Source organism: Vibrio sp. ZF 223 (genome assembly GCF_003050585.1).
Taxonomy (GTDB): domain Bacteria; phylum Pseudomonadota; class Gammaproteobacteria; order Enterobacterales; family Vibrionaceae; genus Vibrio; species Vibrio crassostreae.
The window spans coordinates 840211-852698 of record NZ_PIGB01000001.1 but is presented as its reverse complement, the minus strand read 5'-3'; the positions used below and the strand labels follow the sequence as shown (position 1 = coordinate 852698).

At 42.7% G+C, this 12488-nt stretch carries 10 protein-coding genes; 6 read left to right on the top strand and 4 right to left on the bottom strand.

Features of this window, described 5'->3' with window-relative positions; all coding sequences use genetic code 11:
- Nucleotides 1–2 precede the first annotated feature (2 nt).
- The gene (locus tag CWO13_RS03630) at nucleotides 3–290 is read left to right on the top strand and encodes a DUF6966 domain-containing protein (RefSeq protein WP_107898612.1); all 288 of its coding nucleotides are present in this window, start codon (nucleotides 3–5) and stop codon (nucleotides 288–290) included.
- Between the two features lie 667 nt (nucleotides 291–957).
- Here the strand turns inward: CWO13_RS03630 and CWO13_RS03620 are convergent.
- Both CWO13_RS03620 and CWO13_RS03615 read right to left on the bottom strand, forming a co-directional pair.
- Nucleotides 958–1203, bottom strand: a complete 246-nt coding sequence (locus tag CWO13_RS03620; protein WP_107898610.1) for a hypothetical protein — start codon at nucleotides 1201–1203, stop codon at nucleotides 958–960.
- 23 nt (nucleotides 1204–1226) lie between these two features.
- Nucleotides 1227–2096 carry an AraC family transcriptional regulator gene (locus CWO13_RS03615; RefSeq protein WP_107898609.1) on the bottom strand — a complete coding sequence of 290 codons (870 nt, stop codon included), beginning with the start codon at nucleotides 2094–2096 and terminating at the stop codon, nucleotides 1227–1229.
- A 115-nt stretch (nucleotides 2097–2211) separates the two neighbouring features.
- Here CWO13_RS03615 and CWO13_RS03610 point away from each other — a divergent pair, with 115 nt between their 5' ends.
- From CWO13_RS03610 to CWO13_RS03600, 3 genes are all read left to right on the top strand, one after another.
- A complete protein-coding gene (locus CWO13_RS03610) occupies nucleotides 2212–3360 on the top strand; it encodes an aminotransferase-like domain-containing protein (RefSeq protein WP_107898608.1) in 1149 nt (382 codons plus the stop codon).
- Between the two features lie 314 nt (nucleotides 3361–3674).
- Nucleotides 3675–4664 (top strand): oxygen-dependent tRNA uridine(34) hydroxylase TrhO, encoded by a 990-nt coding sequence (trhO, locus tag CWO13_RS03605; protein ID WP_102432092.1) that lies wholly within the window; start codon nucleotides 3675–3677, stop codon nucleotides 4662–4664.
- 207 nt (nucleotides 4665–4871) lie between these two features.
- Entirely contained in the window at nucleotides 4872–5129 is a 258-nt protein-coding gene (locus CWO13_RS03600; protein ID WP_009846137.1) for a YdcH family protein, read from the top strand.
- 65 nt (nucleotides 5130–5194) lie between these two features.
- On the opposite strand, the gene CWO13_RS23610 is transcribed toward CWO13_RS03600, so the two are convergent.
- Nucleotides 5195–5323: a hypothetical protein gene (locus CWO13_RS23610; RefSeq protein ID WP_258186361.1), complete on the bottom strand. Its 129-nt coding sequence runs from the start codon at nucleotides 5321–5323 to the stop codon at nucleotides 5195–5197.
- 637 nt (nucleotides 5324–5960) lie between these two features.
- Here CWO13_RS23610 and CWO13_RS03595 point away from each other — a divergent pair.
- Nucleotides 5961–6431, top strand: coding sequence for a GNAT family N-acetyltransferase (locus CWO13_RS03595; RefSeq protein WP_108082543.1), 471 nt, complete (start codon nucleotides 5961–5963; stop codon nucleotides 6429–6431).
- 27 nt (nucleotides 6432–6458) lie between these two features.
- On the opposite strand, the gene CWO13_RS03590 is transcribed toward CWO13_RS03595, so the two are convergent.
- Nucleotides 6459–9374, bottom strand: a complete 2916-nt coding sequence (locus CWO13_RS03590) for an alkaline phosphatase family protein (RefSeq protein WP_108082542.1) — start codon at nucleotides 9372–9374, stop codon at nucleotides 6459–6461.
- A gap of 398 nt (nucleotides 9375–9772) precedes the next feature.
- Here CWO13_RS03590 and CWO13_RS03585 point away from each other — a divergent pair, with 398 nt between their 5' ends.
- Complete coding sequence (locus CWO13_RS03585) at nucleotides 9773–12454, top strand: hypothetical protein (protein ID WP_108082541.1); 2682 nt, start codon at nucleotides 9773–9775, stop codon at nucleotides 12452–12454.
- Nucleotides 12455–12488: the final 34 nt, after the last annotated feature.

The window sequence follows — 12488 nt, the reverse complement described above, 5'->3', positions numbered from 1 at the left end:
ATATGAAGAATGTAATTTTGCTAATTTCTGTAATTGAAAAAATTATTGAGCTGCTCGTTTTCGTTGGTGAGAGTAACTGGGCCGGGTCATTCAATAGCTTTAGACAAAAATGTGATAACGCTAGTGTGGAGAATTTAGATATTCTCCGTAACGAAATTCTAAGAATATATGGTGGAATGGGTTCTTTTAATGACCTTGTTTTATATAAGCAAGGTCAACCTATGATAAAGGAAAACCAAAAGTTAGATGAGTTAAGAACAGAGCTATTTCGCATATTAAACGATAGGTAATTTAACAAACAAACTAGCCAAATCTTTTCTATCGAAGATGAACAGGACAGTGAGGTTTTAAGAGAGCACTTCGATGCATTTGATGAAAATATATTAGATCCGAATTGAGTAATACCAAAGCCCTTCGGGGCTTTTTAACTTGCAACTTGTTGGATCACCGCAGCTAAAATTTCCATCTCAAACTCGAGATGCTCTGCTTACCCATAACGAAAAAGGTTGCCTTGTAGGCAACCTTTTGTGGTTTTGGTTAAAGCTCCCTCATGATGATTTGACAATATATGTCGTTTTCTGGGCAAAAACTTAACGAATTGTTCATCTCGTTATTGAGTTCTTGAGCGTGACTGGTAGAGGCCAACATGAGTTGTATCAGTGCGACTAAGATGATTATTTTCTTCATTACTATTTTTCCTAAATATACAGTTAACAATGAGCCTTCAAGTTTAAGCATATTAAAAGCTGGCTCACCCCGAAAAACCATACTATTCAGAACTTTAAATAAGAATGCCCTTTGCTTAAAAAAGACGATGGAAGACTCAAAGCCGCATGAGCTTTCTCTGAATAATGACTACCAGTCCGAACCAAGCTAAGTTTAGCGATAAGCAATATTTAGGGTTTTCAATATTTTACAATACACTTTATTTAAACGAGACCATACTCAACGCTATGGTTACGCACTAATCAGGTTCGCTAACTCTTGCGCAGAATAGTGCTCAGCCTCTTGACCTCTGCTGATCAAGTCAATCACTCGGAACCCTCTCATATCACCAAACTCTTTGATCAAGTAATCTCGAAACGCTTTTTCGTTCGGCCATTTTCCTCGCACGATATAACCCTCTTCTTTGTCGAAGTCTTCCGTCTCAAAAAAAGAAAAATCAGTCATACCAATGTTATGGCAATACAAAACAAGATACATGTTTACTCCTCAAAATGGGTGGATTAATAAAAACTCACGGGAAGATAGAAATCAAGTTCAAACACTTCATCACTATTAAGGAAATGATTCTGATGATAATGCACATAGGCGGGAGTTGAACGCTGCTTGAAACCTGATGTAGGTAACCATTTTTCTAATACCATACTGATCTGTGGTAGCAACTCTCCATAACGGCCATTGAGTCGAAACACAGCATGCAAACCGCCGGGAATCACCATCTGATTAACTACGCTACGGTACTTAATAGGTTCACTGATCGCGATACACGCCACATAGCGACACTGGTCCATCTCGACCCAAGCAGGGTTTGAATGGTGCAAACCAAACTGGGTCGAAAAATCACGTTGCTCAGAGTTCGCCCACGCTTTCAATATCAACCACGCATTGCGAATAGAACGGTTATAGCCAGTGTGGCGAACATAGGCTGCCATACGTTCAGGTGTTTCCACTATTTTTGGTTCGGGTAGTATCCGCTGTGCGACATTTTGATAACCCGCCGCCACTTCAGGATCTTTCAAATAAGGCTTTTCGGCGATCTGTAAATCGTGTTTGCGCCACTCGCTCGGAGACATATTAAAGGTCGCTTTAAACGCTCGGCTAAACGAAGACACCGAACTGAAACCACATTTATTGGCTATCTCCACCACCGACGAGCGGGTATCGAACATCAACTGATTAGCGGCATACTCCATTCGGGTACGTCGAATGTATTGATGTAACGACTCCCCCACCACACTTTTGAACGTGCGATGAAAATGTTGCTCTGAGTAAGCCGCAATCTCAGATAGCGCTTTGGCAGACAACGGCTGACTGATGTCTTGATGAATATGGAACAGAACATCATTGATTCGAGATATATGTTGTCGTGACATTTTTCAAATAGCATAAATGGACATGTTTATGAGCATAAACGGACACGCCAATTTTTACAATTGCCGTGTAATATCAAGCGATAGAATAAAAACGATAAACGACGAGACACAACACATGGAAATCGCACAGTCATTACAACAGATTCAATCTTCATACATTCGAGAGATCCTCGCAGCAGCAAGCGATCCAAACGTCATCTCACTGGCCGGTGGTCTGCCGGATGAGAAAACCTTCCCGATCGATTTAATGAAGCCAACGCTAGAAAACCTAGCGAACATGCCTGAAGTTTTCCAATACGGCTCGACAGCGGGTTACGGCCCTTTGCTTGACCACCTGACGCAAAGCTACCAATTGCCAGAAACTCACACAGCGATGATCTGTACCGGTTCTCAGCAAGGTCTGGATTTGATTGCTCGTGCGTATGTTGATCCGAATGATGTGGTTGTAATGGAAGCGCCGAGCTACTTGGGTGCGATGCAGGTGTTTGGTTTGGTTCAGGCGAATATAGTGACTGTGTCTCAAACTGAATTTGGTCCGAACTTAGACGAACTAGAAACGTGCTTTGCACAGCAATCTCCGAAGATGTTCTATGCGGTGCCAGATTTCCATAACCCGACTGGCGTTTGTTGGACAACAGAAACTCGTCAAAAAGTAGCTGAGCTTTGTATCAAATACAACGTGGCATTTATTGAAGATGCGCCTTACCGTGAGCTACGTTTCACAGGTACGGAACTGCCGTTGGTCTCTTCATTCTGCCCTGATAACTCTATCGTTCTTCGTTCATTCTCTAAGATTGCATCGCCAGGCTTACGTATTGGTGCGGTGACAGGTAAACGCAGCTACCTTGAGCCACTGATTAAAGTGAAGCAAGGCGCGGATTTGCACTCAAGCGTTCCTATGCAAGCATTGCTTGTTGGTCTTCTAAAACATGAAGATTTCAACCTGCACATGGAAAACATTCGTACTTTGTACAAGTCTCGTTATGAGGTGCTGTTCTCAGAACTAGAGAAACAGCTGCCTGCTGACTGTGTATTGAAAGCCGTTGATGGCGGGATGTTCATTTGGGTTGAGATCCCTGAGTGCGACACCTTCGAATTGGCTAAAACTCTACTATCGAATGGTGTGGCGGTTGTACCAAGCCCAGTATTTTATCCAAAGGCCGATGAAGCGAAAGCCGCACTGCGCCTAAACTTCACTAACGCCAACCCAGAAGAGTTGACTGAAGCGGTGAAACGCTTAGCTGAAGTACTTAACCAAGCGTAATCACCGATTAAGTAAAACGGACTAGATACCAAGGCCCTGCTGTATTGTTACAGCAGGGCCTTTTTGGTTTGGGAATACGTGTTGTAATTCGAAGCAGATAAAACGGTTTCATTGCATTTTCTAGCCCATAAACCACACAAATAGAAATGATAAATAGCCCTACTTTTGGTTGGTTTTTGTCCATCCTTGGCTTGGTTATACTGCGGCGGATTTTAATAAGCCAATATGAGCAAACCTGAGTGAATTAAACTCAGTCTGCATCATAAAAGGCAACCGCTCTGGATTTACGTTCCAGCTCGCAGAAAGGAAAAACCATGTCTCAATATGTTGTATGTGCTCTGTATAAATTCGTAGCACTTGATGATTACCAAGAAATTCGCCAACCACTCACTGGCGTGTTAGAAGCTAACCAAATCCGCGGTACTTTGCTACTTGCAAGCGAAGGTATCAACGGTACTGTTGCAGGTAAGCGCGAATCTATCGACGCTCTTCTTCAATGGTTCAAACAAGATTCTCGTTTGGCTGATGTTGTTTACAAAGAGTCGTTCAACGAAGAACAACCATTCAACCGCACCAAGGTTAAGCTTAAGAAAGAGATCGTAACCATGGGCGTTGAAGGCATCGACCCTCGCCACGTCGTCGGCACTTACGTGAAGCCGAACGAATGGAACGACCTTATCTCTGATCCAGATGTGATCTTGGTTGATACTCGTAACGATTACGAAGTCGATATCGGCACATTCAAAAATGCCGTAAACCCAAACACGGAAACCTTCCGTGAATTCCCTCAGTACGTTGAAGAAAATCTTGATCCTAAGAAGCACAAGAAAGTCGCGATGTTCTGTACTGGCGGTATTCGTTGCGAAAAATCAACAGCCTACATGAAAGAGCAAGGCTTTGATGAGGTTTATCACCTTGAAGGCGGCATTCTTAAGTACCTAGAAGAAGTACCAGAAGAAGAGAGCATGTGGGAAGGCGACTGCTACGTATTTGATGGTCGTGTTGCAGTTAACCACCAGCTAGAGAAGAGCGGTTACGACGTGTGTAACGCTTGTCGCCTGCCAATCACAGACGAAGACAAAGCGTCTGAGCACTTTGAGAAAGGCGTAAGCTGCCCTAAGTGTATTGATAAACACAGCGACGAGCAGAAAGCGCGTTTCCGCGAACGTGAAAAGCAAGTTCAGCTATCGAATGCTCGTGGCGAAACCCACGTAGGCGGCGATGCTGCTCACCTTATCGAGCAACGTAAAAAAGAGAAGCTTGCGCACAAAGAGCAACAACGTTCTGGTAAGAAAGCAAAGTAGGCTTTCTGATTTAGGCCTATAACTGTATAGCTCTAAACGTATAGCTTTGAATATATAGCTATGAACATTAAAAAGGGCGCAAGTTCGAGGATGATCCCTCGAGTTTGTGCCCTTTTTTGATCGCTTTACGGCTTTGTGTTTTGAACCACATTTATCTTCAAAAATAGGCTCTATACTGAAGTTAATTAGACAAGTGAGGAAGTGCCAATGCTCAATGAAAACCATGCCTTTATCTTAGATTTCCCAGATCTTAAATTAGACATTGTTCAGCTCAACCACGACGACGAAAAATTCAAAGCAGACATGCAGAAGTACCACCAACTCGACTACGACATCCGTCAGCTAGAAATCTCTGGCAGCCCTATCGATGACGACAGCATGCACAACCTCAAAGTAGAACGCATGGAGCTCAAAGACTCGCTACACAAACAGCTCACGCGCCATCACGCGCTTAAGATCGTATAACAGAATACACTTGTCCTCAAAAACGTTTTTATAAACAGCCCGTTGACGGGCTGTTTATCACAAATTTACGCAGCTAATTTAGTGAAAATCTGAATGATGGCGGTCGGTAATTCAAAATCTTCAGATACTAAGAAGTTGATAATTGCTAATACTCTCTCAGCTACGTCTAACAAAATACTAATTTTGTTCATCATGAGCTGTACTCTCTATTTTATATAAATTGAGCACATTGTTTTTTGCGTGGACTTTGATATGATTCGCCTTGAAACAAGTCATCATAATTGTTGTCCAGAAGTTTTAAGACTTTGTAGGAGAAGACTCTAAACTTTGCTTATTACAACGTGCATGATACAGATAAAAAAGCCTACCTTGTGTAGGCTTTTTTACATCTCAAACATTGTCATTTTCACCTCCTACTTAAATATCAAAAAAACACTATATGTTGTGCATTTACCTTAGCGATAGCACAATCTGATGTACTGCATAACCTCTTCATTTTCCCGTATTTAACGAGAACCACCAACTTTGAGTATTGATTTGGATCAATAAAACTCTCACGCTGATAAAGATCAATCCAATATTCTTACGTTAGTTCTCCATTTAGAAAAAAACCAAGAAAACTAATAACATACCCATTAATTGGTTGAATTTATTGGAAGCGTTATAGGAAAAGGGCTACGTCAACATCTGGGCGCTAACTAGATAGATTCAGTAAATAGTACACAGTATCTATATAAATATTTTAGATAAATGCTCCAAGTAAGCACAAAAAACGCCTAATACATTATGTTACTGTTTGCTTATTCAAAAGGCGTTTAAAAAGGAAGTAAAGTGGCAATAAAAGAAGAGAATATACAACTCCAACTCGTTTCCAGTTCTGAATTCGAAGAACTGTTTACGTGTGTTAAGCAAGGGCTCTTCATACACGTAGATAACGTTTTCGGCTGGGATGACGACTTCCAACGCCAACGACTTTTAAACGATTACCGTCCCTCTTGGTTTCATTGGGTATACCTAGGAAAACAAAGGGTTGGACTTGTGTGTTTTAAGCCTTATGACAACGCATACCATATTCACCTGCTGATCATTTTTCCTCAAAACCAAGGCCGCTCACTTGGCAAGCAAGCCATGACTCTCATACATAAGAGAGCCACGGAAGAGCGACGTGAGCAAGTCACTCTGTCGAGCTTTAGAAGTAACACTCGCGCCATTAGTTTTTATCAGTCACTTGGCTACCAAATTGTTGATGACAGCGATGAGAATTTTGTAGGGATGACTCTCACCCTAACTAACCATTTATAAACAGCCAGTTAGGTAGAAAGCGAAGTCCTAGCGATCAACTGACACATCCAAATTATTCAGCAACGACGGAAAACCCCAACCGTTCTCACCTTCGACCACAGGTTCTCCGGTCAAATACTCAAACAGCGTTGGAGCCAAAGACCCGTTAGCTTCGATTTTCAGTTGCTGAGAGTTATCGCCAATTGGCGCTCCCCAGAATCCGATGAAGGCATCTTTCTCTAAGTAATCCTCACCTGCATGACGCCCCGGCACCTTGGTGTTGTAACCAATGCCGGCTTTAGGGAACAAGTTAACCGTACCAGCCCTATCTTCAAGGTAGATATTAGCCAGTTGATTAACTGAATCTGGTCGAGGTGTTGGTTGCGTTAATACGGTCCATTCTGCACTGCTACACCATGTTGTCACATCCGCCTTAATCGCTCGGTTAATACACTTCTCTACCAATTGAGAATACCGCGCAAAATCAACTTCGCTTGGCAATGCAAGATATGGATTGAGCCTTTGGGTATTAAGCAAAATCGGCGCTCGGTTGTCTTCCAATGACTCATAAAAAAGCTTGTCACCTTCACGTGTGATCAATTCATCGACCCGTTTTAAATCACGATTGCCAATCACACGAACAGCGCAGCGTTGTTGATCACATGTACTTTCTCTTACGACCATATAATCAAGACTTTCAGGCAAGCGCTGCGCTATCTGATTAATGATGTCTATGTTCTGACCATCTGGCGCTGCAATCGGAGACCACTGCGTGAGTTCTTGGTAAACCGGCTGAACCTGCCACCCGTGAGCCGAATTAAAGAAGTCCATCATGAAATTACCACCAGCAGTAGAAGCAACCACAACATCCAACGCCTTTGAACTTGGGTAGCTTAGTGCATTGGTAATTTTAGGCCCTTCCCCCTCGTCTGAAGATATCTTCTTAACCACAATTGGATACGCTAGCTCTGCTTGTAAGCCTTCAAATACCTGCTTTTCGGGGTTGAGCGCGTAGAACACCGGCGTTAAACCATGATCCCCTGCCATGCCCCATAGCGTTTTATCGTAAACGCCGGCACTGCGGTAGGTCGCTTCAATCTGGCGAATCCAATAGTCCAGTCGATTGAGCTCTCCCGTCGGCATCAGAATTTCGTCACTAAAAGGACCCGTGAAGTGTGCGAAGTGATCCGGCCATGGGTTATACACCAAGGTGTAGTCTGGCATTCCTTTTCCATCTAACTCGGCAAACTGAGTGATCGACTGTTTAACCTGAGCTCTCTTTGAAAACTTAGTAAAAAAATCAAAGCCAGATATAGACTGATACGCTTCAATATCTTCAATCAAAGCTTGACGCTTTTCTTGCAAAACCACTTCGACTTCTGAACGTTCTTGAAGCTCTTTAACGCAGCGTTTCTCACCATAATCACGCAGTGACTCACCCAAACCTAGGTTTACTAGCCCGTCGTAAGTGGTGTGAGCATTCCAATCATATTGAGCGTTGCAGTTCAGCGTTTTAAGGTAATCAAGGCGATCAAACATGGTCTGCACCTTGTTGTTTTCCATCAACACATCCAACTGCAGGGCATCATTACCAAAGAAGTAATACGCTCGGTCGATCTCTCGGTCGACAAAGTGGAAATTAGGAATGCCAGTGCCACCTTGCCCCGATACTTTCGCGCCCGTTTTAATGATCGGTAGATTGCGTACGCTGATTGTTGGAGTTGAAGAGATACCCACTCGGCTAATATTGTCTCGATGCTCTTGATAGAGATTTTTGAAGAACGGAAGATAATTCGGATCACGGTAGGTTTGTTCAGACAGAACTTCCATGAACCTCACCTGCTGTTGATGTTCAGGTTCAATCACTTCTTCTAGCTGAGGTTTATATTGCGCTCGGTTTTTATGATTCTGATAAGCAACCGAAATGAAAGGTGAATCTTCATCAACCAACCCCTCAATCAATCCTTGCTGTAAACCATCGACGGTCACTTGAACCGCAAAACGTTTGTGCTGTTGGGATTCTAAGAATTGAATGAGCGCATCAGGCTGGTCACTGAACGCTTGCTGCATCCAATCATCAAGCGCTTCTGCACGTTCTTCTTTAAACACAAACTGTCGGTAGGCTTTCAGCAAGTTTAAGCGCACAAAATCAATAAGCGTGATGGTAAGAGCTTGTGCTTTATTGTTCGGCTTATCAGCGTTTTCTGGTTTACCATCTTCTGCAATCGCCAACATTGCAGACTTCATGTCGCCGTCATCCATTCCCAATGCCGCTTTACCGATCAAATCAACGATGATCGGTTGAATCTGAGCGATGATCGCTAGATCTGCAGAGCTATTGGTTAAGTATGTGTAATTCGCAGGGAGCGTGTCCATATCCTGCCAAACACCAATTTCGAATAACGCATCATAGATAACCACCATATTGGCAATGAACTGTTCATCGATACGAATACCTTCATGATGTCCCGTTGCTTCAGTCGAGGTATCTGGCTCGTGATGCTCTGAGGTTGACTTATCTCCAACATGATAGAGGCTATGTTCAAAGCCCTTTAGCGCCTGCTTATCATAAACCGTCGACAAGTAAGATTTGAACACATCTTCACTGCCCAAGCCTGAGTAGCGGTCGTAATAGCTATAGAGAAAATAACCCAAAGGAATTGAGTACGTCGGGTTTGATAACTGAGCAACGACTCTGGCTTTGGTTTTGACATCTAAAGGGAGAGCGAGAATATACGCATCTAATGTAACGCCACCAATGGTGAAAAGAGCCGCATCACGAGTGAGTTTGGCAGAATAACTCAGGCTTGAAAGCACCTGATTTTTCAATACTTCACTGGAGCTAAACACGCCACCAATGACGGGCGTTGTTGATATATCAGCGACACTCGGAGCTGACGCAACCGCCAACGATAAGGCACTGAACAAACTGGCGTAACTGCGAACGTGAGAATAAGAGCTCATCAAATTTCCTTTAGATCAACACACTTCTATAAATACGACTTATTGTTTCAGTTTAAACTGATTAGTCAACTTATGGTCACCTCTGGGTTTTATACAGACAATCAGCACCTATAAATCATACATGAATCTATAAATAACAACCACTTACCCAAAAGATCAATTGACAATAACATCAATTACAAATACCAAACATTCACCATAGATATCACTCGCATATATAGCTCAGCCAATTAGATATGTCTCTCGAATAAGTTTTCCTGCTATTTCCACTACACGCCGTTTTGATACATTCCTCATCAATGGCACTCAATTTATAAATAGTCATATTTATCAATGACATTCTCCCAATTGATTCCAGAGTAATAATTTTTTATCAATAACGTAATAGGAGAACTAACATGAATGGTCAACGTTCACTGTTAGCAGTGGCAATAGCCCTAGGGATAGCAGGTTGTGGTAGCGATAGTTCAGATAGCTCCACAACTGATACGGGTGGTTCAACGGCAACAACAGCATCTCTTACCGCCAAAGCCGCAGATGGCTATCTGGTAGGTGCTAATGCATGCTTGGATCTAAACAGCAATAAGGTGTGTGATAAGGATGAGCCAAATGCAGTAACCGGCGACAATGGTGAATTTACCATTGAGAACTTAACTCCAGAGCAACTAGAACAGAGCACTCTGTTGATTGAAGTTGTAGCCGGACAAACAATCGATACCGATAACCCAGGTGTCGTTCTAAGCAAGAGCTATCGCTTAACTGCGCCACCAAAATCCGCATTTATTAGTCCATTGACGACTCTGATTCAAAATGAAATCGAGAGTGGTTCTTCGTTAGAAGAAGCTAAAACGGCTATTCAAGAAAAGTTGGGGACAACACTCGATTTAACGCAAGATTATATCGAAGCCAAAAACAATAATGACTTAGCCGATTCACAAAAAGCGGCTTTTGAAAACCTACACCGCGTTGCTCAAGTTACCGCTTCAGTCATGGCAGAGAATACTGATGCACTATCAGAAACCGCAGCGGGAGCTGGTATCTCTGTAGAAGCGCTCACGGCCTTGATTAATGAAGAAGTTACTCGAGTCTTAGACGAAGTCGTAAAAAATATTGAAGCAGCCGGAGAAAACTTCAATCCAAGCGACATTGCTGGCAGCATTAATCGTGATCACATCGCTATTGATGACTCTAACCTTGAAGATAAAATTAAAGAAAACGAGGCAAATAAAGGCTCTAAGCAGGCCGATCTTGCGAAACTAATTAGAACAGATGGCATCAATTGGTTTGGCGGCGCGAATGAAACAGGTACAGACTTAGTGGTTGCTTATGGAACACTAAAGGCTGCTTCCGATAACTCAATCACTGAGACTGGTTACATTTATGACTACTTTGCTGAGCAATTTGTTGAATTTGAAAATACTCCTGACGCAAATAGCATGGTTTTAGGAAAAGACGGTTGGGAAGCAAGCGATGATACCTTAACGAGTATTAAGACAAATACAGATGGCAGTTTAACCCTAGAGTCTAACAGCTCAATTTTTAATGAAGTTGCTAGTGCTAAGCAGTTGGATATCAGTGGGCTTAATGTTCGCTCAATAATGGATCAAACAGATGGTGAGAACGTTTGGTCTCAAATTATGCCTGCAGGATTAAAATTCCCAGATAACACCACGGCATATAAGTTATCTGTGGAAGATCTCTACGACAATATTTTTACCTTTTACAAGGGGGATTGGTGTGCAGAGTACGATCCAGACCGCTACGAAGCACTGAATAACTCGTGTAACGGAATAAGCGCCTTCAAGAATGGCAGCGATACATGGCTTGCGACTTTAGCATCGACCATCGCTGAAGATGAATCGGATCGTCATGACACTGCATATAACAATCATGCAGATTTAATTCCAATGGCAGGTATGGAAAGTGCTGAGATATTTGCACAGCTGCTTTCTAACGGCACCGTAGTTTATTATACAAGAGCATGGAATTTAGATTCTACATTCTCCAAATTGTCAGAACTCGGTTCGTGGAAAGATGAATCAGTAAATGGCGAGGTATTACGTCAAGTAACAATTCCTGAATCCATCCACTCGCAAACTACATGGTCAAACTATCAAAGACAAGATAACTCTGCTTACCTATCTGTTGTCGACGGGTTTGTACGAATTACCTACAAAGAGACCGAAGAGATTGATAGTGAGGTCTATATCTTTGATGAAGCGACTAAGCAGTTCATTTTGGATAACGCATTAACACCACAACCTTTACACCCTCTCAACCTACAGGCTTGTCTTGACTCGCTGCCGGATGCTGAGTTCATTGCGACGGCTAATGACGTCACGGTTTACGATGTACAGCGCACACCGATATGGGATCCTGAGCCAGTAACACAGAACCTAACTTATGAGTTTATCTATCTTGGGAATACTTTCTCTTGGCTGAATGACGTTACGTTGGTCACCGGGCTACCAAGTTGGATTTCGGACTTAGCAGGTAGCTTAGAAAAAACGCGTATCGATATCAAAGATTCGGAAGGTGCTTTAATGGGGTATGAGTATTCATATAGCTCTGAAGATCACTATCTAGGTCAAGAAGGCTTTAACTCTGATGACTCACTAGGTTGGGGGTCGGCTAAAGCAGTATTACCACTGCCGATTACTGACAACCAAAAAATCATCAATCAAACGGTAGACTTTGGAACGTCAACTAACGCACCACTCGCCTCTCAGTTTGATTATTGGTGGGACGAAGACAGCGGTGAAGAGTTCGTAACTGAGTACCCTGGATTAAGAACCGTTTCTGTAGAGACCTCACTAAACGATATTATCAACGGACAACCTGACTTTCTGCCCACTTTCAACTACCAAGAAACCTACCTAGGTAAAGAGGAAATCACTGTACCTGCAGGTACTTTTGCAGCATGTAAAATAACAAGTGAGACACAGTTCGCAGACTACGGGCCTATTGATACTCAAACCACCTGGGTGACCAACCGAGGTTCAGTTAAGTCCACCCGTGAAGAATCTTCTTGGGGCATGTCGATTAACATGGAAGCAGCTAGCTTACCTTCTATTAAATAATTGATAGATGATATGAACAAGCCAGTATCTTATT

Excerpts from the sequence above, each read along its gene's own strand:
- CWO13_RS03630 (WP_107898612.1), top strand. The coding sequence starts at position 3 with ATGAAGAATGTAATTTTGCTAATTTCTGTAATTGAAAAAATTATTGAG.
- CWO13_RS03620 (WP_107898610.1), bottom strand. The coding sequence starts at position 1,203 with ATGTATCTTGTTTTGTATTGCCATAACATTGGTATGACTGATTTTTCT.
- CWO13_RS03615 (WP_107898609.1), bottom strand. The coding sequence starts at position 2,096 with ATGTCACGACAACATATATCTCGAATCAATGATGTTCTGTTCCATATT.
- CWO13_RS03610 (WP_107898608.1), top strand. The coding sequence starts at position 2,212 with ATGGAAATCGCACAGTCATTACAACAGATTCAATCTTCATACATTCGA.
- trhO (WP_102432092.1), top strand. The coding sequence starts at position 3,675 with ATGTCTCAATATGTTGTATGTGCTCTGTATAAATTCGTAGCACTTGAT.
- CWO13_RS03600 (WP_009846137.1), top strand. The coding sequence starts at position 4,872 with ATGCTCAATGAAAACCATGCCTTTATCTTAGATTTCCCAGATCTTAAA.
- CWO13_RS23610 (WP_258186361.1), bottom strand. The coding sequence starts at position 5,323 with ATGATGAACAAAATTAGTATTTTGTTAGACGTAGCTGAGAGAGTATTA.
- CWO13_RS03590 (WP_108082542.1), bottom strand. The coding sequence starts at position 9,374 with ATGAGCTCTTATTCTCACGTTCGCAGTTACGCCAGTTTGTTCAGTGCC.
- CWO13_RS03585 (WP_108082541.1), top strand. The coding sequence starts at position 9,773 with ATGAATGGTCAACGTTCACTGTTAGCAGTGGCAATAGCCCTAGGGATA.